The 25,903-nt window shown below is 67.6% G+C and carries 16 protein-coding genes and 1 pseudogene; 6 read left to right on the forward strand and 11 right to left on the reverse strand.

The genetic code is table 11. From position 1 onward, the window contains the following. Nucleotides 1-426 precede the first annotated feature (426 nt). Together ltrA and ACQPYE_RS27005 are read left to right on the forward strand one after the other, a co-directional pair. Nucleotides 427-2,181 carry a group II intron reverse transcriptase/maturase gene (gene ltrA / locus ACQPYE_RS27000; RefSeq protein ID WP_498714643.1) on the forward strand — a complete coding sequence of 585 codons (1,755 nt, stop codon included), beginning with the start codon at nt 427-429 and terminating at the stop codon, nt 2,179-2,181. Nucleotides 2,182-2,300: 119 nt separating this feature from the next. Then, a pseudogene (locus ACQPYE_RS27005) lies at nt 2,301-2,818 on the forward strand (IS30 family transposase); the annotation flags it as partial. A gap of 752 nt (nt 2,819-3,570) precedes the next feature. On the opposite strand, the gene ACQPYE_RS27010 reads toward ACQPYE_RS27005, so the two are convergent. The 6 genes from ACQPYE_RS27010 to ACQPYE_RS27035 all read right to left on the reverse strand — a co-directional run bounded on the left by ACQPYE_RS27010 (nt 3,571) and on the right by ACQPYE_RS27035 (nt 13,646). Further along, entirely contained in the window at nt 3,571-4,170 is a 600-nt protein-coding gene (locus ACQPYE_RS27010) for a pentapeptide repeat-containing protein (RefSeq protein WP_498715322.1), read from the reverse strand. A 183-nt stretch (nt 4,171-4,353) separates the two neighbouring features. Continuing rightward, nucleotides 4,354-5,391 (reverse strand): hypothetical protein, encoded by a 1,038-nt coding sequence (locus ACQPYE_RS27015; protein ID WP_498715323.1) that lies wholly within the window; start codon nt 5,389-5,391, stop codon nt 4,354-4,356. Nucleotides 5,392-7,320: 1,929 nt separating this feature from the next. Continuing rightward, entirely contained in the window at nt 7,321-8,130 is an 810-nt protein-coding gene (locus ACQPYE_RS27020) for a serine peptidase (RefSeq protein WP_498715324.1), read from the reverse strand. Between the two features lie 115 nt (nt 8,131-8,245). After that, a complete protein-coding gene (locus tag ACQPYE_RS27025; protein ID WP_498715326.1) occupies nt 8,246-11,482 on the reverse strand; it encodes a hypothetical protein in 3,237 nt (1,078 codons plus the stop codon). A gap of 1,145 nt (nt 11,483-12,627) precedes the next feature. Beyond that, complete coding sequence (locus ACQPYE_RS27030) at nt 12,628-12,858, reverse strand: hypothetical protein (RefSeq protein WP_498723101.1); 231 nt, start codon at nt 12,856-12,858, stop codon at nt 12,628-12,630. After that, nucleotides 12,786-13,646, reverse strand: coding sequence for a tyrosine-type recombinase/integrase (locus tag ACQPYE_RS27035; protein ID WP_498715327.1), 861 nt, complete (start codon nt 13,644-13,646; stop codon nt 12,786-12,788). Before ACQPYE_RS27035 ends, ACQPYE_RS27030 begins: the two co-directional genes overlap by 73 nt. A 695-nt stretch (nt 13,647-14,341) precedes the next feature. Here ACQPYE_RS27035 and ACQPYE_RS27040 point away from each other — a divergent pair. Genes ACQPYE_RS27040 through cutA form a run of 3 tightly spaced genes read left to right on the forward strand, consistent with a single transcriptional unit; the run spans nt 14,342 to nt 18,062 of the window. Beyond that, a complete protein-coding gene (locus ACQPYE_RS27040) occupies nt 14,342-15,214 on the forward strand; it encodes an FAD binding domain-containing protein (protein ID WP_498715328.1) in 873 nt (290 codons plus the stop codon). Between the two features lie 5 nt (nt 15,215-15,219). Continuing rightward, nucleotides 15,220-15,705: a (2Fe-2S)-binding protein gene (locus ACQPYE_RS27045; RefSeq protein WP_498715330.1), complete on the forward strand. Its 486-nt coding sequence runs from the start codon at nt 15,220-15,222 to the stop codon at nt 15,703-15,705. After that, nucleotides 15,702-18,062: an aerobic carbon-monoxide dehydrogenase large subunit gene (cutA, locus tag ACQPYE_RS27050; RefSeq protein ID WP_498715332.1), complete on the forward strand. Its 2,361-nt coding sequence runs from the start codon at nt 15,702-15,704 to the stop codon at nt 18,060-18,062. Before ACQPYE_RS27045 ends, cutA begins: the two co-directional genes overlap by 4 nt. Nucleotides 18,063-18,348: 286 nt before the next feature. Here the strand turns inward: cutA and ACQPYE_RS27055 are convergent, their stop codons facing one another. Together ACQPYE_RS27055 and ACQPYE_RS27060 are read right to left on the reverse strand one after the other, a co-directional pair. Then, complete coding sequence (locus ACQPYE_RS27055) at nt 18,349-20,016, reverse strand: pectate lyase family protein (RefSeq protein WP_498715333.1); 1,668 nt, start codon at nt 20,014-20,016, stop codon at nt 18,349-18,351. Nucleotides 20,017-20,963: 947 nt separating this feature from the next. After that, the gene (locus ACQPYE_RS27060; protein ID WP_498715334.1) at nt 20,964-21,659 is read right to left on the reverse strand and encodes a DUF4386 domain-containing protein; all 696 of its coding nucleotides are present in this window, start codon (nt 21,657-21,659) and stop codon (nt 20,964-20,966) included. 82 nt (nt 21,660-21,741) lie between these two features. On the opposite strand from ACQPYE_RS27060, the gene ACQPYE_RS27065 reads away from it, so the two are divergent. Further along, nucleotides 21,742-22,431: a TetR/AcrR family transcriptional regulator C-terminal domain-containing protein gene (locus ACQPYE_RS27065; RefSeq protein ID WP_498715335.1), complete on the forward strand. Its 690-nt coding sequence runs from the start codon at nt 21,742-21,744 to the stop codon at nt 22,429-22,431. Nucleotides 22,432-22,929: 498 nt separating this feature from the next. On the opposite strand, the gene ACQPYE_RS27070 is transcribed toward ACQPYE_RS27065, so the two are convergent. Genes ACQPYE_RS27070 through ACQPYE_RS27080 form a run of 3 tightly spaced genes read right to left on the reverse strand, consistent with a single transcriptional unit; the run spans nt 22,930 to nt 25,830 of the window. Beyond that, the gene (locus ACQPYE_RS27070) at nt 22,930-23,601 is read right to left on the reverse strand and encodes a response regulator transcription factor (protein WP_498715336.1); all 672 of its coding nucleotides are present in this window, start codon (nt 23,599-23,601) and stop codon (nt 22,930-22,932) included. Beyond that, nucleotides 23,577-24,704 (reverse strand): hypothetical protein, encoded by a 1,128-nt coding sequence (locus tag ACQPYE_RS27075; RefSeq protein WP_498715337.1) that lies wholly within the window; start codon nt 24,702-24,704, stop codon nt 23,577-23,579. The genes ACQPYE_RS27070 and ACQPYE_RS27075 overlap by 25 nt, the downstream gene beginning before the upstream one ends. Continuing rightward, nucleotides 24,697-25,830: a sensor histidine kinase gene (locus tag ACQPYE_RS27080; RefSeq protein ID WP_498715338.1), complete on the reverse strand. Its 1,134-nt coding sequence runs from the start codon at nt 25,828-25,830 to the stop codon at nt 24,697-24,699. Before ACQPYE_RS27080 ends, ACQPYE_RS27075 begins: the two co-directional genes overlap by 8 nt. Nucleotides 25,831-25,903: the final 73 nt, after the last annotated feature.

The following is a 25,903-nucleotide window of genomic DNA, read 5'->3' on the forward strand; positions in this document are numbered from 1 at the left end:
CGCCGATGGAATGTGTTAGTGGGGTGCATGGCTGGCCGTTGAGAAGCGGCAGGCGCTGGCTGGCAGAGGTCTCTCCGGCCAGGTGGACACCGCCGCCTCGGGGTAAAGGGAGCACCCACCCCGGTCGTATCTCACTCGTGTGGAACGTGGAAAACCCGTTGAGGTCCAGGCCTTCGTGGCCCGGTCGGTCGACCGCAAGGAAGGCTCAACTCTCCAGCGGGAACAGGACGGCCCAACAAGCCAATGCCGGAAGCCGAAAGGAAACGGGAAACTTGGGCGCTTTGACCGGATTCTCCGCCGGTGGCCCCGGATAACCGTCCGGATACGGGTGCGCTGCCCGGACCCGAAAGGGTGCTGACGTGGGCCGGGTGAGCCTGTGGGGAAACACTGGACAGGACGACGGAACCGAGGGACAAGTTGGACGCTGTGTGGATCACGGGCGGAGCGGCCTCGGTCGTCTCGGCTGTTTCTGCGCCGGTGAACGGACCCGAGGGCGAGGACTTGGACTGGCCGTCGATCGACTGGCGGCGGGTCGAGGAAGACGTACGGCGTCTGCGGCAGAGAATCTTCGCGGCATCGCAGGCAGGGGACCTGAAGAAGGTCCGAAATCTACAGAAACTGATGCTCCGATCCCGCTCGAACACGCTTCTGGGCGTGCGACGGGTCACGGAGATCAATGCTGGACGCGCGACGGCGGGAGTCGACGGGAAGGTCGTGCTGATGTCCCAGGACAAGGCCGCACTGGCCGACTGGGTCCAGCACCGGGCCCGACCGTGGATTCCCAAGCCCGTCAAGCGGGTGTTCATCCCCAAGTCGGGGACCACGAAGAAGCGCGGGCTCGGGATTCCCGTCATTGTCGACCGGTGCCTGCAAGCCGTGGCATTGGGGGCATTGGAGCCCGAATGGGAAGCGCGGTTCGAGCCGAAGTCGTACGGTTTTCGGCCCGGCCGTGGCTGTCACGACGCGATCGGAGCCGTCTACTCCACGCTCAACGGGAAGAATCCGCAGCGTGCGTGGGTGCTCGACGCGGACCTGACGGCGGCGTTCGACCGCATCGGCCATGCCCGGCTCATGGCCGCACTCGGCACCTTCCCCGCCCGGGGACTGGTCCGACAGTGGCTCAAGGCCGGGATCGTGGATCGCGGTCGGTTCGCCCCGACCGAGGAAGGAGTTCCGCAGGGTGGGGTGATCAGCCCGTTGCTTTTCAACGTGGCCCTGCACGGAATGGAGGAGGCCGCGGGCGTCCGCTACTACACCACCGGCAGGGACGCCGGAAGTGCGCAAAGCGGCAGCCCCGTGCTGGTCCGGTACTCGGATGATTTTGTCGCGATGTGCACCAGTCGCGAACAGGCCGAACAGGTCAAGGAACGACTGGCGGCATGGCTGACACCCAGAGGACTCGCCTTCCACGAGGACAAGACGCGCATCGTCCACGCGGAGAGCGGGTTCGACTTCCTGGGGTTCAACGTCCGCCGCTATCACGGCAAACTGCTGATCAAGCCGAGCAGGGCGGCCCGGCGACGAATCCGGGAACGGCTCAGCGCCGAGATGCTGGCCCTGCGTGGGGCCAACGCCGGTGCGGTGCTCAAGAAGATCAACCCGATCGTACGCGGCTGGTCGGCCTATTACAGGACAGTGGTGTCCAGCGAGATCTTCACGGCGCTGGACAACCACATGTGGAAGCTCGCTTACAAGTGGGCCAAGCACAGCCACCCGAACAAGTCGAAGCACTGGGTATCCGACAAGTACTTCGGCCGGTTCAACAGGACCAGGAAGGACAGGTGGGTGTTCGGTGACCGCGACAGCGGCGCCTACCTCCTCAAGTTCTCCTGGACGAAGATAGTCCGGCACCGGTTGGTCAAGGGAAGGGCGTCCCCGGACGACCCCGCCCTGGAATCATACTGGGCTCAGCGGCGCCGCAAGGGAACACCTCTGCCGGTCGACGCCATGACCATGCGCCTCATACAGGCGCAACACGGTCGTTGCCCAGCCTGCGGAGGTCTCCTGCTGTACGCCGACCACCCGCCGCGAAGCCCACGAGAATGGGAAACATGGCGGGTGGTCATCCGGAAGGCGATCTCCAAGCAGTACATCGCGCTTCCAGACGAGAGTGCGCCGGGCGATCAACGAATCCACCTCCTCCACGCCCATTGTCAACGACGGAATGAACCGCCGCGATGACAAGTCCAGCACTGTTGCCTGCCGGCGAGCCTTTGGGGCTTGCTTGAGCCGTGTGCGGTGAAAGCTGCTTGCACGGTTCTGAGGGGGCGGGGACGCAGTAATGCGTCCCCGCTACCCGACTGATCATCGGGTCGGGCCGCTCGGCGATCGGCACCATTGTCGAGCGCAGCAGCCGCTCCACGCTCCTGGTGCATCTGCCGCGGCTGGAGGGCTGGGGCGAGACGCCGCCTGTGAAGAACGGCCTGTCGCTCGGCGGCTACGGCGCCGTCGCGATGAACGCCGCCCTGACGGTGTCGATGACGAAGCTGCCCGAGCAGCTCCGCAAGACCCTCACCTGGGACCGGGGGAAGGAACTGTCCGCGCACGCCCGGTTCGCTCTCGACACCGGCACGAGAGTGTTCTTCGCCGACCCCACTCACCGTGGCAACGGCCGACGAACGAGAACACGAACGGGTTGCTGCGTCAGTACTTCCCCAAGGGCACCGACCTGTCGAGATGGTCCGCCGAGGACCTCGAAGCCGTCGCCCTGGCCCTGAACAACCGGCCCCGCAAAGTCCTCGGCTGGAAGACCCCCGCCGAGGTATTCACCGAACAGCTACAGTCGCTCCAACAGCCCGGTGTTGCATCGACCGATTGAACTCGCCCAGGATGCGGCGCAGGGCCTCCCGACTGACCGCCGCCACGCTGGAGGCGGGCACGCAGTTTCGACAGCAACCAGATGAGAACGCGGCGGTGATGCCCCCAGGAGGCGGGGGACGTCTGCTCGATCAGGCAGGTCCGTTGCCGGACCGCCTCACCGATCGCCTTCGGGCGTCCCCCGCCCCATTCCGCCTGCCCGTGGGTGGACATCAGGACCACGACCGCCCGACGCAACCGCACCGGGTCCTTCACTGAACTGCCGGGCCAGCTTCTCGCGCTCGACCCCGCCGACTCCCGCGAGATCTTGACTCGGTGGGCGGGCGTCTACGAGCGCGAAGCCGCCTGAGCTGCGCGTCCCGCCACGTCACTCGGCCGGCGGTGTCCGCTGGGTTGTGAGACCACCAGCCGCCCGTCTCGAAGAACTCTAGGAACAGACACCGCGTAAGCCCGTCCGACCGCAGCACGAGGTCACGATGCCGTACACCATCCGACTCCGATGCGACATGTTCACCGAATCAGCGAAGCTGGCGGGCTTCCGATCCGACTACGCGCTCGCCACGAAGAGGGAGATCAACCGCTCGACCCTGGCGCGAGTACTCAGGAACGAGCTGCAACCCGGTCCCCGCGTTCATCGCAGGTGCTCTCATGGCCCTCGCACCTGTGCAGTTCACCGACCTGTTCCACATCGCGCACACCGACCGGCAACTTCGCGGCGGGTCGGGCAGTGCGATCGCCAACCGGATCGTCTCGTCAAGCGCAGGAGGGCACCCGAGGAGCATCCGCAGTCGGCCATCCGACGACCTTTTCGGTCTGGGCGGGGTCGACTACGGCATCGGCGACGTTCGCACCGGTGGCATCGGCGCCGTCGAGAACAGCCTTGGTGAGATCGACTCGATACATGCACGTGCCGCGCAGGTCGGCGCCGCGCAGGTCGGCACCCACCAGTGACGCCCGGTCGAGCACGGCACCGCGGAAGGACGCCCCGGAGGCCAGCGCGCCGGTGAGGTCGCGAGCGCGCAGGTCCACCCCGTCGAAGACCGCGCCTGCGAGCAGCGCCCCCCGCAGGTCGCGGTTCTTGACGTCGTCAGCGGTTACCACCTTCCCGCGCAGGTCGACCGGTTCCGGTGGCCCCGTCGGGGTCGCGAGGAAGTCCACACCCGCCAGCCTGCCCACCACTACTCCGGCTCCGAACACGATGGCCAATGCCGAGATCCAGATCCGCAGCCCTCGGCTGACCACGTCCCGGCCGACCAAGAGCACCAGGGTCGTCACTGCCACTAGCGAGGCGAGCAGTGCTCCGAACGCGCTCCACAGCTCTCCAGCCGCTGCGACGACGGCGATGGCACCCACCGGCCACAACCACAGTAGACGGTCCGAGAGCTGGGATCCGTGACGATAGAGGCCAACCGGCTCGCGTTCACCGGGTCCGGTGTCCGTCATCGAGGGTGATGCAGGTGGGGGCGGTGGAGGCATACCAGGCGGCTCTTCGCCTTGGGCTGCCGTTGGCGTTGCGTTCTCGACCACTCTGGTGTTCTACCCGGTCCCCGATCGTTCCTGCTCGTCACCTGCCGCACCAGCTTGGGACGGGAAGGGGAACTGCAAGGGCGGCGGCGGGTGTTCGTAATCGATGTCGCGGTCAGTCGGCAGGGTAGACCTGAGCAGGGACATCAATCCAGCGTTGAGCTCCCGCTCGGACGTGATCGACTCGGGAAGTTTCAGATGGAGGCGTTCGTAGAGCGAAAATCGATTTAATTCGATCATGACGGTGAGCGCGGTGCCGTACTCGTGAGCGACGACGATTGCACCCTTGTAAGCAAAGTATGCCACTGCGTATGGGATAAGGGCGAGCAGAAGCCACACGCCGTGCCGCCACATTACGGCTACCGTAATCATCGCAGCAAGCATACCGAGCACAGCGATTCGAACTGCGAGTTCTAATTGCGTCCGCTGATCGGATACGTACTGAACTCCTCGCTCGTCCGCAACCATGGCCATCCGGGGAATGGCTGGAATCATCCCGATGCCGTACGGCGAGCCGCTGCTCATCTCGTACCGGCGCAAAACGTTCCCCAATCGAGTAGGCAAGAAGTCGTTTTCGTTGAGAGGGTACGACGCCAGGAGCCGGTTCGCCTCCCTTCGTCGCACTCTCGCCAAGAGCACACGGTTACGCATATCCGGCTCGCGCGACCCGCCACCGACGACCTCATCGGCCTCCAGGATTTCGTCGACCATTTCCTTTGACAGCGATCGATGGTGATTTATTCGTAAAACGGCAAGGATTTGTCCGACTCGGGATCGTCCCCAGTATCCCTCAAGCAGTTGAATGAGAGTGTACTGGAGCGAATGCAATGCCACCGCAGCCGTGAAGGAAAGGATTGCCAGCAATACACCGGCCTTCAGGTCAAGGTCACGGACCGCATCGCCGAAGCGCACCGGTCCGCTCCATGCACCGCTAGCCAGCAACAAGTAGACGTAACTTACAAAAACAGCCGACGGCAGTGCGCTGACCACGGTAAAATAACGACCTATGCGATGAGTTCCGGAAATGGCCCCCAGAATCTCGGCCGCCATCTAGCCCACCTCCCATGACTGACCGGTCAACTCACATTTCCACTTTTTGTCTTTGGATCGCCGAACCGCGTATCCGTGCCCACCGGGCCTGACATTATGCGAGCTACATAAACACGGTGTTGTACTAAGTTGTCCACACTCTCCGGTAGAGCAGACCCACGGTGCGTTCTCCCCTGCCTTCACTGCAAGCCAGGTGCACGGACATTTTCTGCCGTGCATTTGACCATCTCTAGGGCACCACCAATAGTTTTCGTCTTGCCGAAGCGCCATGTTTTTACATTTAGGGCAATGAGCCCGAGAGAACAGATGCCCGCAAATCAGACACTGAAATAAGTCGTATGAGGCATCGATGCATCGAGAACCCTTGTTGCAGCGGGGACATTTCGCCACCGACGAGGCGGACGAGTCGGGACCAGGAGGCGTGAAGCCAGGGTTCTGCAAGACCTGGTGAATGAGTAACAGAAGAATGACCAGTGTGTCCTTGACCGGGCGGGGGATCACTGGAGCCAAGCGCGCCACCCCCTCCACTTCCGCGCTTGCGCTCGGTCTAGCAGGTGTTCGAGGGTATGTCCATGGGTCATGGTTGGCATACCGGCACTCGGGTAGGAGTCGCGTGCCCGACAAGACAAGATCAACTTCGAGCGATCCGCAGCGCGCCGCCTTCGGATGCCCGAGGTCGACGATCCCGAATCCGCTAGATGAGTAAGCTCAAGGGGCAGAGGCCTGGAGACATGGGACGAGGGTGTCGATGTACGGGTTGTGACGACCGACATTGACACCTCGCGACCGCACTCCACGTCAGAACCGACGACCTACTGAAGGACGCGCCGCCCTTCGCGCCATGGTGACCGAAGGTCGGCGGATCGGACGGGGGCGGTCGTCGTCACAGGCCCGGGAGCCGGTGGCCGTGTCGTGGCTACGATCGGAGGGGGATCGGCGATTGTGACGGCAGGCTGTTCCTGAGTCTGTGGCGCCGCGGTCGTCGGCGGCGTGATCGGATTGCCCCACTGCTGCACTACGCCAACCACTGCGGCCCGCTCACAGCCTCGGCGAGCGAGATACTGCCGCGGGCAGCATAGTTCCAGAGCTTGGCCGGCCAGACCGCGCAGGCAGTTGAGAGAGGACGCCGTCACACTGCCGAACCGGCTCGATCGATGGACGGTGTCCTGCGTCCGCAACACGTCGGCAGCCGTCACATTCGGCGTCCGTCTACCGATAGCCACGCATGGCACTCCACATGATCTCATCCGAACTACCTTCACCGTCTGTGCGTGCCGGATGGCGAAGACGTATCCACAGCCTGGCATGGGTGGTGGCGTTACTCGCGTCGCTGCTCACTTCGACTCCTGCGCAGGCGCTGGGTGACGACTACCCCTGGCCAAACGCCGACATGAACCAGCACTCGTGTGTCCCGCATGAACAGCATCCACTCCGTCGACTCGTCGGGTGGTGGCAGCAAATCCCGCGATGTGAGCAGTTCATGATGGCGCAGCGTGCGCTTGGCGAACGCAGCGTGCCGTCGCAACAGGTAGAGCGTAATGCGCATGGCGCACCTCCCTGCCGGACTGTTCTCACCGGACGCTACGTGTCTTTGGACCTTTGTCCAAATCACACGATTGAGGGGAGCCGGCGAACCGGTAACGAACATCCGTTCGAAGTGAACCAGTTAGCCACCTAATGGTCAGGACAACGGATCTTCCTGATCGCCCGGAGGTCCCCCGTCACCTGAGGCATCACCGCTTTTTCGACGTGGTCGCTGTCGCAGCTGCGCGACCACCTGTTCGACCACGGAACCGTCGCGGCGATCAGCTGGGAACCCGGCGCCTCATCGTGCACACAGGCGGCCACGGTGCAACGCGGATCACGAACTCCTCCGCGACCACGGTGACAGACCGCGAAGGCACGCTCGACCGACGAACCGACCACGTGTCAGCGCGCCTCCAGTTCGGCGGCCAGCGGCCCACAGGCGAGGTAGTTGGTCACCATGTGGAAATCGAACGCGTGGATCACCGAGGTGTGGTCGACGGTCACGCCCGCGAACCGCGACGAGACTCCACCGGACGGAATCGCGACCAGGTCGCCTGGGTCGGCGATGTTCACCCAGCGTCGCACGTTCGGGGGACGTGATCCCAGACCGTCGACCGGAGCGGGCGCGAGGCGGGGGAAGACGGCGTGAGGGAGCGCCAAAGGGGATCCGAGAGTGACGAGGAGGTCGATCTCCAGGTCTTCCTGCTGCCATAGGGTTTCATAGGCTACGACGCTTCCCAACGAGTGCGCCAGCACGACGGACGGTCGGTGTTCCCGGATCGTTGTGGCAACTGCCTCGCGGCTGGCTTTGCGGGCATCCGGGGTGTGCAGGTAGTGGGCGACCTCACGGCAGAACTTCCGGATGAACAGCTCCACCAGACGCGGCGCGAGCTTGCGGCGCTCCGCGATCCAGGCCAGGACCTGTCGGACGGGGAGGGTGCCCCAGCCCTGTGCAACGGACGGCGGCATGTCGAACTGGTCCACCAGCGCGAACAGCATGTCCAACGCCTCAGGAGTCAGGCCGTCCTGCTCACCCTGTCGACCAGGGATGTCCAGGTGATCGCCGTAGTACGCCACGGTCAGGTCCACCGGCGTCGGGCAACCTCGAGCTAAGGCACGGCTCCAAATCGCGGCCAACTGGTCACGCGCCTGATCCGGACGCACGGACGGACGGTGGTTACCGATGCCATGGACACCGACGACTCGCAGCATGTGATCATTCCTTCGGTCCGAAGTGCCATTTCGCGTCTTCGTCACACACCGCGCTCGCTTCCCGGCGCAGTCACGGTTGCGTGCACGAGGCAGGCGCGCCCACCCACCGTCCGCTTCACCGTTCTCGCCCGGCGCGTTGATCGAACACCAGGACATCCGACCCGCTGCACACCACCAGGCCGCCGTCGGACGAAATGCTCAGGGCATGCACCTCGACGGGCATGACCAGGATCGCCCTGCACGTTGCCGTGGTGAGGTCCCACATCCTGACCGTGCGGTCGGCCCCACCGCTGAAGGCCATTGGCCGACCGTCGACCACGGTGCAAACCACCGCCGAGACCCAGCTCATGTGTCCCATGAGCGGCTGATAGACCGCCCGACCAGTCGCGATGTCCCACAGATGCACCACGTCGTCGTCACCTCCGGTGACCACGACGTGACGGCCATTCAGCACCCCGCAACTCGCGGCGTAGACACGGTCGCGATGCCCGCGCATCGGCGGGTGGAGCAGCATGCCACCGTCCGGGTCCCAGATTCGGACACCGTGGTCATTGCTGCCTGTGACGACAAGCGGGTGGTCGTCGGGATCGACACAGGCCACGGCTCGTGCCCACCGATGCGCGTCCTGCGGACCGCCGATCGGCTCCTTGGAAGCAAGGTCCCACAACCGCACCGACTCGTCGCCGCACACCACGGCGACCGTGCGACCGCGGAGCCGGACGCACGCGATGGCGTTGACCCAGCCGCACCCGGCTTCGAACGCGGTGACCAGGTCACCCGTAACCACATCGCTCACCCTCACGGTGGAATCAGCTCCGCCGGTCACGACGACTTGCCGGCCTGCGAGGTCGGTGGTGGAGAGGGCGGACACATGACCTCGATGGCCGGTCAACGGCGCGCTGATCGGACCACCGGACACTGCATCCCGGATCCAGACCGCACCTGTCGAGCCGGCGACCGCGATGAAGTGCCGGTCGTTCACCACGCCACAGGCCACCGCAGTGGCCCTACCCTCGTCGAGGGACACGGTGTCCGCCCAACGTGGCACCCAACCCTCGGGACCGGTGTCCGCTACGAAGCGTTCAGCCAAGTCAGGCTCGCCGTGCCGGGCCGCTTCCACGGCGAGCACCCAGCGCCAGTCCGCGAGCTCCGCGTACTGTCCGCCGTGCAGTTTGGCTTCACAGGCCCGTTCGTAGACTTCCGCGTTCAACTTGGCAGCGGACGTCGTCGCCCGCCGTAGTTCGGGACGTAGGCTTGCGACGTCCGCATGCACCAGGAACTCGACATCGGCCAGCAGCTCGTCGACCCTGTCGGCCTCGACAGCGTGGTGGATCGTGTGTCGCACCAGGTACGGCGGCACCGAGGACCACCGCCCCCACTCGCCGCCGCGGACGGCGCTCAAGATGCGGTCGAGGACCAAGCTCGCCTGCAACGGGACAGAGGAGTAGGAAGCGTCGACGTCGTGCGCAGGTCTGACTGTGGGGAAGCGGCGCAGGTAGTCGGCAAGGCTCTGGTGGAGGAGCCGGTAGAGGGTGGTGCCGTCCCTTTCCACTGTCGTGCGCAGGTAGAAGCGGCCGGCGTCGAGGCAGTTGATGACGTCCTCGGCACGCATGTCGTCCGCGAACCCGGCTGCCACCAGGCCCGCGACCTCGGCCGGCATGCCTTCGCCCTTGGCGTAGGCCAACGCGGCCAAGGTCGCTCGAAGTTTCGCGCCGAGCAGGTGCACGCCCAGGTCGAGCTCCAAGACCTCCGGAAGGTTCCGCGGCACTGTCGCGCCCAGCTGTTCGGCCTCCTCCACGGTCATCGCGGGAACGATGCCGTTGAGGTAGCCGGCGAAAAGCCCGGCGACCAGGAATGCTCCCCATTGCGGCCCGGACGGATGAGAGTTCTTCCTCACCAGGCGTTCGGCGATCGTCGCGGCGAGCCGATCCCTCACGGGCCGCCGCACGGCTGCGGCATAGCGGGGAAGGTCCGCGAGCCGGGCGGTCAGGTACTCCTCGATGTCCACACGAAGCTCGGCAGGCGTCACTTTGTCGAGATCCAGCAACTCACCAGCCCGTACGGCGAGGTCGTTCGCACTCGCGGAGTGATGCCACGGCCGGAGTCCGACCAACAGTCGGCACACGGGCGCGTTGTCCATGCGCATGGCGGCAGCCAGCGGGAACAGTAGTTCGGAAATGACCTGTCGCGGGTGCAGCGCCTCGTCGACCGCGTCAACCACGACGACCGGCGTGGTCGGCAGTGCCTTGAACTCGCGGATCAAGTCGAACGCCGTCCAACCGTCGCCGGTCTCGGAGAAGTCGAACTGTCGGGCGAGCGAGGCGATCAACTCTTCGGCTCGACGCTGACGAGCGTGCACGGCGCCGAGGTGCTCGTTGCGCGAGGGACAGCCAGAAGCTTCCAGTCGTGCGCGCACATGCGGTACCGCATCTGCGAGGACCGGGTGCGCGGAGCACACCAGCGCGCCGAGCAATGCCGATTTGCCTACTCCCGGGCTACCGACGACGACCCGCAGGCCGGAGGTCGGGAAGCCACCGTCCATCCATCGAGCAAGCAAACGCAACTGCTTGCGGCGCCCTGCGAAATGCAGACCGACTCTGCCGAGGAAGTGCTCGGAGTCAAGCACGTCGTCGAGTTCGTCGAGAAAACTTCGCAGCGGCGACTCGATGGCCTGCCGCGCCTCACGCTGCGGGTCGTCGCTGTAGCGCGGATTCGGGAAGAACGGTAGCTCGGCTACCTTCTGCGCCGGATCGATCGGTGTCGCGTGAACCCTTTGCGGCAGACCTGGCATCGCTTCGACTCGTTCGGCGATCCGCCGTGCGACGGTTTGGAACGACACGTACCTGCGACTGGGATCGGTCCCCAGACCATCCTTCGCGAGTTGGGCCAGCACGGCCGCCACTGCCATACTGAACCGACCGTCGAAGGCGTCCTCATCCGGGCCCGCCGCAGCGATCACCCACACTCGCGCATCATGGTTGCCGAGACCGGTGAGCCAAGGCAGGCGGGCAGCTTTTCCCGATCGGCAAAGGTCAAGCAGGAACAACGCCGCGTTGCTCCGCTGCTGAGCGGTCGACACCCACTCGCTGACGTTCGTGCCGAGCCCAATACGGCCACACGCCGGAACCACGTCGAGGCGAGTGTCGTCATCACCCACTTCACCATGCGAGACGACATGCACGATAATGCCAGAGTCGTCACTGTCGAGTATTCCGCTGACGGCACGAACAAGTTCGGGGCGCTCCGGTTCGCGTAGAACCGTCGTGTCGTACCTCAAGTCGGCGAAGGCCCGCTCGACTTCAAGGACCACCTCGCCCACGAAGGCCAGCGGTTGCCGGACGATGTCGGTCAACGACAGCTCCTCAGCGTCCGCGTGAAGAGCCGCAAACTGCTCCACTCCGACGAGAAGCGCCTTGTTCCGCACTGTCCTCCCTTGATGAAGTCGCGTCACCGCAGGTCGCCAGGCGGCGACACAGACCAGGACAGCCGAGGGTAATCCACACCCAGTACGGCATGCCGCAGGTTCATCCGTCTGTTGCTCGTTCGGGGTACGGCGCGAGACCTAAAACCTGCAACTGCCCGAACAGACCACGTTCGGCGCGGCATGCGCGGTTTACCAGGCGGTCCCATATCGAGCTCGGAATCGATGCAGGCCTACCAATCCGCATTTATGCGGAGAAATTATCTTTCCGGAATGCTAATGCACCACACGGATAGCCCTGCGGGACATGTGCGGACTCTCGCTCTACGTCGGCGAGTCGTACCTAGTGTTCGCGTTCGGCGACTCCACTGGCAGCGAGGTGTCGTCCCACTATCGCTCCGGCACCCGCCGGCAAACGCCGGCCCGCCCGTGACGACCACGGCGATGGCCGCCCCGGCCGCGGCACCCACCTGCACCTCCGCCGCTTCCTGACCGCCCCGGACCGGATGTGGGTGGCCGCCACCACCCACATCCGGACACGTGTCGCAGCGCCTCGGTGGCACCCATTCAGTGCTGACGGCAACCTCGACCCCCGCAATCGAGCGCGGAGCACCGCGCTAGCGGACCCGAGCAGGGCCGAGGCAAGCCCTACGCGGCGTAGAGACACCCCTATGTGATCTCGACGCTCATCACAGGCAGCCCGCCCGTCGTCGCACAACCCGATTACGCGCTGTCGGGTATCAACCCCATGCCGCTGTGCAGGGAAACGACGACGAGCCTCGCACAACCAATTAACCACTAACCAGAACGACTTACGCTGAGGAGCGGACCTCAACCACTGCGCTCGACCAGCCACCTGGGAGCAGCGCTGTGGGAGCAGATTGGGAGCCGCAGGACGCGTCCAACCGCATCCAACGGCTCCCAACCACGGTCAACTGCACCCATGCAACCTGCTGGAGGCTTGTTCCGCAGGTCAGAGCAGGTGGCGATGTACGTTGACACGGTAGGGGTCACTGGTTCAATCCCAGTATCGTCCACCATCGATATACGCAGGTCAGACAGCCTGCCGGTGATCTTCACCGGCAGGCTGTTCTGCTGTCATAGGAGCACATCCGGAGCAACGATTCTGGTGTGACCGTCGACACCGTCACCCCTGCCGGACCCGTGGGAGCGACCAGCGAGCGTTCCCATCGCCGCTGCAGTCTGTCGAGCATCGCGTCCACCATGACCTGCGTCACATGCGAGTAGGTGCCCTGCACCCCGGCCATCCGGCGTCCGAGCCGCTTGCACTGGAAGATCTCCGGCACGCCGTCCTCGATGAGCCAGGTCTTGTGCGTGTGACGTAGGTCGTGGAAGTGCAGACCAGCGTGGATCGGTGCCCACCCTCGGGTCGGATCGCCGTTGACGAGAGGCAGCCAGACCCGCCGCTGGAAGTTCGACCTTCGACTTCGGCGGCCACAGCTTCAGACAGCCGCCGTGACGACCACCACGCTATCCACGGGCGAACACACCGCGGGGGTCTCGCCCGCACCTGCCACGACGAAGCATGAGGCCGCTCGTCATGATTACCGGTGTTGACCCGCAACCGCCGACACGGGTTCGCCCCGATCAACCCTTCGTCGACCGCGTCGCCCAGCAACATCGACAACAGCGTTACGACATCGCCCACGGTGCGCTTGGCCAGCGACCGACGCAGCGTCTTGACCCACCCCTTCACCGTGATCCGCGAGATGTCCTTCAACGGCACGTCGCCGAAGCGGGGCAGCACGTGGTTGCGCAGGTGCGAGTTGTACTTCGCCCACGTCGTCGCACTCACATCGTGTGCGTCCGCCCAGATCGGGACCCACTCCCCCAGCGGCACAGCGCCCACCGAGGGGTCCACAAAGGTGCCCCGACGCTGATCGGACTCGATGTCCCTCGCCCGGTCGACCGCCATCGAACGATCGGCGAACCCGGTCACCGACCTCAATGTGCCGTCCGGCAACCGGTACCGCACCCGGAAACCCGAACCGTGCTTCTCGACCCACGCCATACCGTGACTCCTCGTCAACGACGAACCGTGCCCGAACGGGCGCAGCAGGTATGGACGCTCCATAAAGGACAGATGTCAACCCGTATGTGGTCACCACACCCATTCGAATTCCGAGATTCAGATGGCCATTGGCCTGGCCGTGTCGGTTGCCCAGGTTCGTGTACAGGTCCAGCGCGCGGGTCGACGTCGTCTCCGCCAACCCGTACTCACCTCGCACGCCCTGCACGCGAACACCTACGCGACATCGTCAACAGGGCGAACGTTGCCTGATGCGGCGCTAGGCCGGCCGGGGGCGACCCATTGACACCGATGGCGCGGGTGGCGACAGTGGTTGACCAGCCTCATCGCGCCGGACCGGACGACGAACGCTCCTCCCGTCGTTCGTGCACGGCACCGGAGGAGGAGTGGCCGATGGAGCTGCCGGCTCCGGTCGTCGATGACTTACGTGGTGGCCCCGCTGCGTCCGTGCCGGTCCGGTCGGCGAGGCCGAAGGGGTGTCGCTTCCGCCCAGTCGCCTCGGGTGTGACCGGTGAGGACGGGCGACAGCGCCGGGCTGGCGCGCAGATCGCCCCGCGCGTCGTGCCGGGGTCCGCGCGGCGCTCCGGGCCGGGCGAGGCCTGCCGCCACCCCGGGATGGTCCAAGTCCTCCGGTCGGGGTCGTGCGGCGGGCCGGCCGCCGCGATCGCCGCCTCGGGGGGCTGCCACGCCCGGTGGCCGCGTATCACCGGGTACCGACGACCGGTTCGGGTCGGTGCCCGGTGAAACCCGCGCCGTTCGATTACCACAGACCTCGCTCGTTGGAGGAGGCGCTGGTCACCCTGGACCGGCTCGGCACCGCCGGGACCGTGATGGCGGGCGGGCAGAGCCTGGTCCCCCTGATGAACCGCCGGGAGGTCTCGCCCGCGAACATCGTCGACATCAACTCCCTGGTCGAGCTGTCCGGCATCATCCACGAGGACCGCGCGGTGCGCGTCGGCGCGCTGGTCCGCCACGCGGAGTTGGAGCGCGACGCAGCCGTGCGGCGGTGGAACCCGTTGCTCGCGGAAGCGGTGCCGCACATCGCCCACGCGGCGATCCGCAGTCGCGGCACGACCGTCGGCAGCCTCGTCCACGCGGACCCCACTGCCGAGATGCCGGCGGTCCTGGTCGCGCTGGGCGGCTCCGTGGAACTGCGGTCCGCGGCGGGCGGGCGCACGGTTCCCGCGACCGAGTTCTTCCTGGGTACCAACCGGTGCTGCGCGGCGGTGGGCGAGCTGGCGGTGGCCGCGAGCTTCCCCGTCCCGCCGCCGCGCACCGGGACCGCCTGGTTGGAAGTGGCCCGGCAGCGCGGCGGTCGAGCGGTGTGCGGCGTCGCGGCCGTGGTAACCCTGGATACCGGCCGGCGCGTCGAGCGCGCGACCGTGACGTACGCGGGTGTCGGCGCGACACCGGTGCTGGTGGACCTGACCGAGGTGATGACCGGTGCCCGGTTCGACGACCTCGCGCGGTGGCGCGTCGCGGCGGACGAGGGCGGGTCCGCCCTGGCGCCCGCGGACGACCTCCACGCGAGCGCGGGGTACCGGCGACACCTGGCGCGAGTCCTGGCCGAACGCGCCGGGCGACTGGCCGCGATCCGCGCGACGGGAGCGTGAAGCCCTTGTCCGAGCACGAGATCGAGTTGTCGGTCAACGGCAGGCGACAGGTGGTGCGGGTGCCCGCGCGACGGCTGCTGTCGGACTGCTTGCGCCACGACCTGGCGTTCACCTCCACGCACGTGGGCTGTGAACAGGGCACGTGCGGCGCCTGCACCGTGCTGGTCGACGGCGCGCCGATGCGGTCGTGCCTGTTGCCGGCGGTCACCGTCGACGGTTGCGAGATCACCACCGCCGAGGGCTGCCGGGCGCCCGACGGCGGCCTGGGCCGCGTGCAGCGGGCGCTGGTGCGGTGCCAGGGCGTCCAGTGCGGGTTCTGCACCCCCGGCATGGTCGTCAGCATCGTCGCGTTCCTCCGCGAGTGCCCCCGGCCTTCACCCGAGCAGGCGCGTGACGCCATTGCCGGGGTGCTGTGCCGGTGCACCGGGTACCAGGACCTGGTCGCGGCGGTCCTCCACGCGGCGCGGCCGGACGGGGAGGAGAGCGGATGACCGCGCCGCACGTCGGCCGGCCGGTCACCGGCGCGGCGGCCGAGCGCTTCGCCGCCGGGACCGGGCGGTTCCTGGACGACCTGGGTTCGGGCGCGGCGGCGGCAGCCTTCGTGCGCAGCCCCCACGGCCACGCCAGGGTGCTGCGGATCGACCTGGCGGACGCCGAACGGGTCCCCGGCCTGATCGCGGTGTTCACCTACCGGGACCTCACCGGCGGGGCGCGTGAACCGCTGCCGGTGCTGATCCCCCACCCCTCGCTGCACTCGCCGCGCACCGGCCTCCCGCTGGCCGACGACGTGGTCCGGCACGTCGGGGAGCCCGTCGTCATGGTCGTGGCAGTGGACAGGTACGTCGCCGAGGACGTCTGCCGGCTGATCAGGGTGGACTACGAACCGCTCCCGGTGGTGATCGGGATTCCCGCAGCGCGGCGTGCGGACCATCTCGTGCACCCCGGGGTCGCCGGAAACGTGGCCGCGCGCATGGTGCAGGAGAACGGTGACGCGCGGGCCGCGGTCGCCGCCGCGCCGCACCGCCTGACCCTGCGGCTCGGCGTGGAACGGTCCGCCGCGATGCCGATGGAGTGCCGTGGCGTGTACGCCCGACCCGACCGGGACGACCGGTCGCTGCGGGTCTACTCCGCCACGCAGGCGGCGGCGTCGCTCAGGTTCGCGCTGGCGGCCATCCTCGACCTGCCCGCGGACCGGGTGGAGGTGGTGGCACCCGACGTCGGCGGCGGTTTCGGCGTGAAGCTGGTGCACCCCTGGCCCGAAGAGGTCCTGGTCCCCTGGGCGGCGCTGCGCCTGGGCCGCGAGGTCAAGTGGGTGGAGGACCGCGCCGAGCACATCGCCGCCGCCTCGCACGAACGCGGGCAGCAGCACGAGGTGGAGGTGGGGTTCGATGGCGACGGCCAGGTCCGGGGCCTGGCCGTGTCCTTCTGGCACGACACCGGCGCCTACACCCCTTACGGCGTCATCGTCCCGCTCGTCACCAGCACCCAGTTGCCCGGCCCCTACCGCCTCGGCGCGTACCGGGTCGAGTTCCGCTCGCTCTACACCAACACCGCGATAGTCACGCCCTACCGCGGCGCGGGGCGGCCGCAAGGCGCGTTCGTGATGGAGCGCACCCTCGACGCGATCGCCCGGTTCCTCGGCGCGGACCGCGCCGAGGTGCGCCGCCGGAACATGATCCGGCCCTCGGAGATGCCCTACGACCAGGGGCTGACGTTCCAGGACGGCCGTCCGCTCGTCTACGACTCCGGTGACTACCCCGCCCTGCTCGACACCGCGCTGACGAGATCGGGGTGGCACGATTTCGCCACCCGCCGCGAACGGGAACCCGACAAGCGCCTGGGCATCGGCATCGCCTGCTACGTCGAAGGCACCGGCATGGGCCCCTACGAGGGTGCTCGCGTGCAGGTCGACACCGGCGGCCACGTGACGGTGACCGTCGGCCTGACGACCCAGGGACAGGGGCACGGGACCGTGTTCGCCCAGATCGCAGCCGACGAACTCGGGGTCGCGCCGCGGGACGTCACGGTGGTCTGCGGGGACACCCGGCGGTTCCCCTACGCCGCGGGCACGTTCGCGTCCCGGTCGGCGGTGGTGGGCGGCAACGCCGTCGCGCTCGCCGCACGAAAGGTGCGGGCCAAGGCGTTGCGCGTCGCGGCGAGGGCGCTGGACGTGCCGCCGGACGAACTCCGCCTGGCCGACGGCGCGGTCGTGGCGAACGATCGGGCGATCCCGCTGGCGACGGTGGCCGTCCTGGCCAACCCGCTGCGCTACGCGTTCGACCACCGCACCCGGCAGGCGACCCAGTTCGCCCCCGACGCGGACCCCGACCGGCCGCCGCTCGACGCCGACGACGCACCGGGTCTGGACGCGACCGCGTTCTTCTCACCGATCCGTTCCACCTTCTCCGCCGGGGTGCACGTCGCGGTGGTCGAGATCGACCCCGACACCGCGGAGATCGCACTGCGGAACTACGTCGTGGTGCACGACTGCGGCAGGCCGATCAACCCGGCTGTCGTGGAAGGCCAGATCCGCGGTGGGGTCGCGCAAGGCATCGGCGGCGCGCTCTACGAGCGCATCGTCTACGGGGACGACGGCCGGTTGCGGACGGGTTCGCTGGCTGACCTCCTGCTGCCCACGGCGCACGAGGTCCCCGAAATCACGATCGACCACCTGGTCACCCCCTCGCCGCTCAACCCCCTCGGGGTCAAGGGCGTGGGAGAAGGGGGAGTCGTCCCCGTGATGGCCGCCATCGCGTCAGCGGTCGAGGACGCCGAGGGCATCGTGCTCGACCGGATGCCGATCACCCCGGCCGAACTGTGGGAACTCCGGCAGAAGCACCGCGGCTGACGGGGGGCGACGGTGACGGCCTTGGGGCGGTGTGGGGTGCCAGAACTCTGCAGAGGGATGCTGAGCTGCGGCGATTATGCCCCTCGGCCGACAGGGCGGGATCGTTCTGGCACCCCACAGGCTTGCGACTCCCTCGGGCCGGTGAGCCGCGTGCGGCCAGCCGACGCCCGGTGGCATCGCGGCGAAAGCGGCCGGGTCCGGCGCCGGTGCTGTGCTCGGGCCGTCACGTCGAAACGGCGGCTACCGGGCCGGTGTGGCTCGGTAGCCGCCGTGCGAAGCCCTGCTGCTAGCAGCTGCCGTTCGACTCCTTCATGCCCGTGTTGGCGCCTGCCGTCTGTCCGACGATGGTCGGCACGCAGGCGGCCTGGTCGAGCGTGAAGTTGTAGGGGATGCTGACCGTGGTGGTGGACTTGACGTCCGGCCCGGCGGGCTTGTGCTCGCTGTCGGGCGTGGACCAGGTGACGTTGTCGAAGATGTTCCCGCTGACCTGCCAGTAGCCGGCCATGTCGGTGTAGAAGGTGCCGAGGACGTCTCGGGAGTTCTTGAAGTAGTTGTTGTCGACCTTGGCCTTGGCCCCGGCCCTGGAGTTGATGCCGGACTCGTTGAGGCTCACGTAGTAGTTGTTGTACATGTGGCCCACGCCGCCGCGCAGCAGGGGTGCCCGGGAGTCGATGTTCTCGTAGAGGTTGTGGTGGAAGGTGACGAACCCGTTCGAGAGGTCGCTCTCGCTGGACCCGACCAGTCCGCCGCGGCCGGAGTTGCGCAGGGTGCTGTAGGACAGGGTCACGTACTGGGTGTTGTTCTTCATGTCGAAGAGGCCGTCGAAGCCCTCCGCCTCACCGCCCGACGCGAGCAGGGTGGTGTGGTCGACCCAGACGTTGCGGACGTTGCTCTCCATGCCGATGGCGTCACCGCCGTTGGACGTGGGAGAACCCGACTTCTTGACGTTCCGGATCGTCACGTTCCGGATGATGATGTTGCGGGAATCGCGGATGTGGATGCCCAGCTGGTCGAAGACCGCTCCGCTGCCGACGCCGATGATCGTGACGTTGCTGATCTGCTTGAGCTCGATCACGCCTGAGGCGGTCGAGCAGCTGCCGCCCGACACCTGAGTGGTGTTGCCGTGGTTGATGGTGCCCTCGACCTCGATGATGATGGGGGTGCTGGCGCTGGCCCGACTGCACAGGGCCGCGTGGATCTGCGTTCCCGTGGTGGCCCGGACCCTCGCACCGCCCTGACCGCCGGTGGTCCCACCGTTCTGGGTCGCGTAGCCGGTCGCGGCGCCCGTGGGCGGCGGGTTCGTCGTGGTCGTGGTCGAGGTCGTGGTGGACGTCGTCGTGCTGGTGGACGTCGACGTGGACGTCGTGGTGGACGTGGAGGTCGACGTCGAGGTCGGCCCGCCGCTCACAGGGGTGAACGTCCACTGCTTGGTGGCCACGCTGTCGCAGGAGTTGATCTGCACCCCGGCGCCGGCGGTGGTCGAGCCGTCCTTGATGTTCATGCACTTCGTGCTGTTGGTGTCGACCACGCGGTAGTTGCTGCCACTCGCGGTCAACGTCCAGGTCTGGCCGGCGCCGCCGCACGCGACCTGCTGGACCGCCTTGCCCGCCGACGTCGACGCGTCCTGCACGCCGGCGCACAGACCCGTGGCGACCGAGCTGATCCGGTACCCCCCGCTGACCGCCGTGAGCTTCCACTGCTGGCTGCTCGCGGTGCCGCACGCCGCCTGCTGGAGCTGCACGCCCGCGGTCGCGCTGGGCACGTCGAGGCAGTGCCCGCTACCCACGTTCTTCAGCGTGTACGTGCCCGCGCCGATCGCCGCCGACGCGGTCGTGACCGGCCAGGCGACGAGCGTGGCGGCCAACGCCGTGACGCCCGCCGCCGCTGCCGCGCCCGCACGCCATCGCGCGCGGTGCGGCCGTACGGCCCGCGTGGAGGGAGGTTGAACATTCATCGACTACTCCGCTTCTGGCTTACCCGGACACCGGAACTGGCGGTGGCGACTATTCACGCTGGACGAGATCCGCCGCCGAGGAATTCGCCGGCACGTGCTGGCCAATGCCAAGCATCCAAGGCGCTTCCTCACGTCGTTGTGGGAAATCACTTTCCGGCCGAATGCTAGAGGGTCCGGAAGTGGCCGGTCAATAACGGTTTCGGCGACTGGCGCCGGGCAAGTGTCGAATACGATCGAACGCCCAGGTCAATGGCACCCGAACTGATCATCCGCCGACCGCGCGACAATGCTTCCAATCATACTTGTGAACAGAACCGGCGGTTGCCGATCACACTTGTGAACAATGGGCGCCGGTGGTCGCATTCAACCCGGCAGAAGCCGCCGAGGGCTGGCCCGGACCATGCCCGTGAAACCGGAAGCACTCCCGCAGCGCGTCGGCCAACGGCCGCACGTGAGGGAGCGGACCGTGTTCGGCCGCGTGCGCCATCGCCGCGACGAGGTTCGAGGCCTCGGCGTCCAGCCACTCCGGTACCGGTGGTGCGGTGAACGCGCGTCGGGGTCGATCGTCGCCACCGCGGCGGTCCGCGCTGTACTGGTGGTCGCCGCAGAGCACGGCCGCCACCTCGGCGGAGAAGTCCGCGCCCGGCCGAGGGCCAGTCGCTGCAACAGGATTCGCGCCCTGGTCGGCGAAACAGGTAGGACAGGCGAACGTCGCGCACCGTCATTCCCGGCTCGATGCCGACGGCGAGCGTCTCCATCGGAACGATCTCGACGCTCGCGGACTGCTCCGCACCTGCATCCTCTGGGACTCATCAACGAGTACAGACATGCCGCTCGATCAGCAGCGATGACTTTCGGGCGGCACAGTGCCGGTGCCGCACTGCCGACTGGAGGGTGAGCCGGAGTCGGTGCGGTGGCACCGCACCGGTTCCGGCATCCCGTTCTCGTCAGGCCGCAGCCGGTGTGGCCGACGGTGTCTCTTCGTGGGCGCGGGCGCCCACGCCGCGCACGAGCAGGTAGCCGACCATCCAGACCTCGCCCACGGTCGCGGGCAGGGCGAACGCGTCGACGACGCCCTCCGCGCCGGGGACGAGGTAGCGCACGAACGCGCCGAGCAGGTAGGCGACGCCGCCGGCGATGAGCACCCAGCCGAGTGCGCGTGGCATCCACCCGGAGCGGAGCACGCACCAGCCCATCGGGATCAGCCACAAGCCGAAGAACAACGCCCCGACGCCCCACAGGTTTGCGCTGACCAGGTAGAGCAGTTGGACGGTGGCGGCAGCGTCGCCCATCGGCTCCAGCGCGACATCGAGCGCGGTGGCGAGCATCGCCGCGCTGGTGAGGACTACGACCGCGTTGACGAGGCCGAATGCTGCGATGCCGGCGGCGGCGAACGGGTCCGCGGTGCGGAACAGCCGGTAGAACCACCCGGCGGCAAGCGCCTGCGTGACGACCACGAGCAGTTCGACCGCGATGCCGGCGCGGGCGAGCGTCTCCTGCTGGACCAGGTTGGCGAGCGTCGCGGGTGGATCGCCGGCTGCGAAGAGTTGCGACCGGATGAGCAGGAAACCGAGGCCGCCGGCGACAGCCAGGCCGAGGTAGAGCAGGCCTGTCGTGCGGGCGGTGCGGATAAGCGGGTGCATCGTGGCTCCTCCGAGAGTCGAGGCGGCCTTACACCGTAAGGTGTCTTACACTGTAAGGTACCGGTCAAGAGCGAGGAGACACGTGGCAGACAAGGCATCCCGGACGCCGCTCAGCCGCGAGCGCGTGTTGGCGACGGCCGTCGCCCTGGCGGACTCCGACGGGATCCAGGCGCTGACGATGCGCCGCCTCGCGGCCGACCTGGAGGTCGAGGCGATGTCGCTCTACTACCACCTGCCTGCCAAGGAAGCCCTGCTCGACGGCGTCGTCGAGACGGTGCTCGCCGAGGTCGACGCCGCGACCGCCCACCTCCCGACGAACGGTGACGACGACTGGCGCGCGCGGATCCGGCGGCAGTTCCTCGCGGCACGCCAGGTCATGCTGCGCCATCCGTGGATGCCCGGGCTGCTGGGCACGCGCCGGACGGCTCCACCGAGCGTGTTCACCTACTACGAAGGCATCCTGGGCACCATGGTCGGCGCCGGGTTCTCCTACCGGCTCGCGCACCGCGCGCTGCACGCGTTCGGCAGCATGCCGCTCGGGTTCGTGCAGGAGATCTTCAGCCCGGAAGCGGCCGGCGGCATCCCGGAGGCGGAATTCGTCGAGCTTGCCCGGCGGATGCCGCACCTCGCGGCCATGATGTCGACCGAAATGCACGACAGCGCCGATCCCACGCTCGGATGGTGCGACAGCCAGGTCGAGTTCGAGTTCACCCTCGACCTGCTCCTCGACGGCCTCGAACGCCTCCGCCGCACCGCCAATGCCCGAAGCTAGCGGTGTGCCTGCCGACAACTCCATCCATGCAGGTCGGAGCCGTGCGCAGCGCGAGGGGTGGAGGTGCTCCCAAATGCGGCTGACGCGGCATGACGACCGGCTGTCCGGCCGCCTGATCCGCGTCCTCGGCGCCACCACATCCTCGGGTCGCCCGAGCCGCCGGAAATCTCGTCATGGACCTCGAGACCGAGGACCGACACGCGCGGTTTCTGATCCGCGAGCGCGACGGCAAGTCCCCGCCCTGTTCGACACCGTCCTCGCTGACGCCGGCAGCCTCGACGCGTATCACCACCACGTCGCCTGACCTGTGTGGACGACATTGCCGGCAAGCACAGCGTTCGAGTCCCGACGCGGCTCCTACAGCATTCACACCGATCCCACAGGCCGGTGGCGCGGCATTCCTGGTCCGACTGCCACTCGACAGGACGTAACGACCGCCTCGGGTCACCGGGGGAACCTCATCCCGACCTCGACCGCGGACCTGCAGGCGTCACGTGCTCAGAGCTGGTCGACGTCCACGATTTCGTCTTGGATGGCGCGGGCGACGAGGGCGGCCTTGGTCAATGCCTCGCGACCGACGTTCGCGTACTTCATCCGGACGCGCTCCAAGTACGAGTTGACCGTGCCCAGCGAGATGCCCAGCCTCTTCGCCACCCGTTCCTTCGAGTCCGACTGGAACCAGGAAACCAGAACCTCGTACTCGCGGGCGGACAGGGCAGGGCGGGTGGGTCTTCGGTCACCGGCCAGCGCGCCCGCCATGGCCGGTGGTGTGTAGCCCTGCCCCTGGGCGGCGGCGAGCACCGCTTGCACCAGGTGCTTCTCGCCTTCCGCCTTCGTGAGGTAGCAGAGTGCGCCCAGTTCCAGCGAGTGCAGCGCCAACTCGTTGCTGGCGTGCATGGTGTAGACGATGACCCGCCTGTCCGCCCGGGCCAGTCTGCGGACCTCGCGGAGGTTGATGGGTCCGTCAAGCTGGAGGTCGAGGATCACCACGTCCGCGTGCGCCCCCGGGCCGACCCACGCCTCGCGGACATCGGCCGACGAGCCGAGCACCTCGACAGGTGGAGTGGCCGTGGTGAGCCACAACTGGACGCCCGCGCGCACGGCCGGGTGGTCGTCGATGACGACTGCCGTCGCCCGCCCGTTCGTCAGTCGGCCAGTTGCCGTGTCCACATCGCCTCCATCCACAGGGTTCCGTCCTTGGTCGAACTGGTGATGTCGATTCCATCCGCGTGCGGGATCTTCAGGTGCGCCCGGTTGGTATCGGCGACAACGGCCACCCTCGTCACGTGCTCCGTCCGGAGCAGTGTCACGTGAGCGTTGTCCACGGCCATGGCCAGCGCTGTCATCACCGGTTCGGTCAGGCCACGCCGGACCTCCACGGGCACGGCTTGCGCGGACCCGCTGACCCGCAGCTCCACCACGAGGCCGCTTCGCTGGGCGACGTCGACGCACGCTGCCAACTCGTGGCCCAGCGAGTCCGGGACGCTGTCGTTCTCCGCGAGCAGCCTCCCCAGTCGGGCCGCGCCGAGCGCGCAGCGCTGCCTGCCCTGCTCCGTCTCGACATCCAGGGTCTGGTCGGCGAGGCCCACCAGGAGCGGCAGCGCGCCGCCCAGCTGGTCGGCCCATCGCGATCGGTTCTGGCGTTCGACGTCCGCGGCGATCAACTTGCCCGTGACCAGGCTCGCCCGCTGCGCCGCCAGCTCCGCGCCCACGGTGGCACGCGTGTGGGAGAAGCGGATGGCGACGGCAACAGCGAGCTGGAACCCGAGCACGCTGAACACGGCGGTGCCCGCGGCTGCGAACGCCGCCGCCGTGAGCGGAGCGATCAGCGCGTAGTTCACCAGGTTGATCGCGGCGTTCGCGCCGAGCGCCGTCGCCGTCGCCGTCAACTTGCGCGTGGCGAGCAGGAGCAGCAGCGGCCAGCCGACCAAACCGAAGCTCCAGTGCGCGTCTTCGAAGAACCGGTCGGGCGGCACCGCGAGGGTTCCGAGGGCGGACGCGGCGAACAACGCGATCGTTCCCGAGACGATGAAGGCCGGTGGCAGCAGCCGGGAGCGCAGCACCCACCACCCGCTGCCGAGCGTGACCACCGCGACGATGACGAAAGCTGCCACTGCGACCCATGTCGGTCGGTAGTGGGGGAACCACGTCACCAGGGAACGGAAGCTGAGCGCGAACTGCACGAAGACCGCGACAACGAACAGCACGACGCGCAAACTTCCGGCGTACTGCTCGACTTGTGTCGTCGGCGGCGGCGCCGTGCTGTCACGCATCGGGCCACACCAGTCGGACGGTCGTACCACGACCAGGTTCGGAACGCACCTCGGCGCATCCGCCGCAGGCCGCCATTCTGCCTACTATGGACGCGGATATGCCGTGACGTGTCGCGGGCACACTCTCGGGGTCGAACCCGAGCCCGGCGTCGCTGAGTTCGAGCAGGACGCCACGACCCGCTGCCGTCACCAGCAGCCGAACGTGCCGCACGCCCGCGTGTCGCTCCACGTTGGACAGCGCTTCGCGCAGTGCGCGCACCAGAGCGAGCGCCGGGTCCAGCGGCAGCAGCGCCTGGCAGGTGCCCACCGTCTGGACGATCAGTGAGCTTTCCCTCCCGACCGCGTCGACCAGCGCGGCGAGGTCCACCATTTCAGTGGTTGCGGGCGTGCCCACGCGGTGGCCCAGGATTTCCAGGTCGCGCCGCGCGTAGCGGCTCAGTTCCGCCGAACCGGGCCGAGGGTGCACGCTCGCCGCGACGAGCAGGGTGGCCGCCGCGGTGTCGTGCAACAGGGCCAGGTACTCCCTTTCTTGCTTGCGGCGCGCGGTGTCGAACGCGATCTGCTGTTCCAGCTGCTGCTTCTCGTCGCGCATGCGGTCGAGCCTGCGGGCGTTGCGCAACGCTATCCACGTGCAGAACCACGCCGCGCCCGATTCTGCGGCGACCCGGACCGCGAGGACCACCGACGGCGCGTCCGGGCGTTGCGCCAGTGCGTCGGCGGCAATGAGCACGGCACAAGCCGCGGCCGCAGCGGGTGCCGGCCACTGCCATTGCAGGGTGATCGCGGTGATGGAGACGACGGCGAAGGACCATTCGTTCGGGTGGAACGCGGTGGGACTCGACGCGAGGGCGGGTTGCAACGCGGACACCACCACCGCGAAGAGCACGGTCGCGCAGCCCGGCCAGTACACCCGATCGACACTCGCCGACAGGCAGTCGACCACGGCGAGGCCGAGCCCGACACCTGCGAGAGCGAAGGCGAACGGCCGGGCGTCCGCCGGAGCCGCGCTCGCGCCCAGGACGCTGACCACCGCCACCACCAAGGCGCGTATGAGACAGGCCAACCGCCAAGTCGACTCGACATAGGCCCGCTCGAACGACATGGCAGACATCGACGACGTCGTCACCGCGCGGATCCTCCTGCACCGGCTCCTGAGCGAGGGCTTCCGACCTGACAGGGGCACCCGACTGCTGTCGCGG

This window comes from Actinosynnema sp. CA-299493, from assembly GCF_050946825.1.
Classification (GTDB): Bacteria; Actinomycetota; Actinomycetes; order Mycobacteriales; family Pseudonocardiaceae; genus Actinosynnema.

Excerpts from the sequence above, each read along its gene's own strand:
- ACQPYE_RS27075 (WP_498715337.1), bottom strand. The coding sequence starts at position 24,704 with ATGCGTGACAGCACGGCGCCGCCGCCGACGACACAAGTCGAGCAGTAC.
- ACQPYE_RS27060 (WP_498715334.1), bottom strand. The coding sequence starts at position 21,659 with ATGCACCCGCTTATCCGCACCGCCCGCACGACAGGCCTGCTCTACCTC.
- ACQPYE_RS27020 (WP_498715324.1), bottom strand. The coding sequence starts at position 8,130 with ATGCTGCGAGTCGTCGGTGTCCATGGCATCGGTAACCACCGTCCGTCC.
- ACQPYE_RS27055 (WP_498715333.1), bottom strand. The coding sequence starts at position 20,016 with ATGAATGTTCAACCTCCCTCCACGCGGGCCGTACGGCCGCACCGCGCG.
- ACQPYE_RS27035 (WP_498715327.1), bottom strand. The coding sequence starts at position 13,646 with ATGGAGCGTCCATACCTGCTGCGCCCGTTCGGGCACGGTTCGTCGTTG.
- ACQPYE_RS27015 (WP_498715323.1), bottom strand. The coding sequence starts at position 5,391 with ATGGCGGCCGAGATTCTGGGGGCCATTTCCGGAACTCATCGCATAGGT.
- cutA (WP_498715332.1), top strand. The coding sequence starts at position 15,702 with ATGACCGCGCCGCACGTCGGCCGGCCGGTCACCGGCGCGGCGGCCGAG.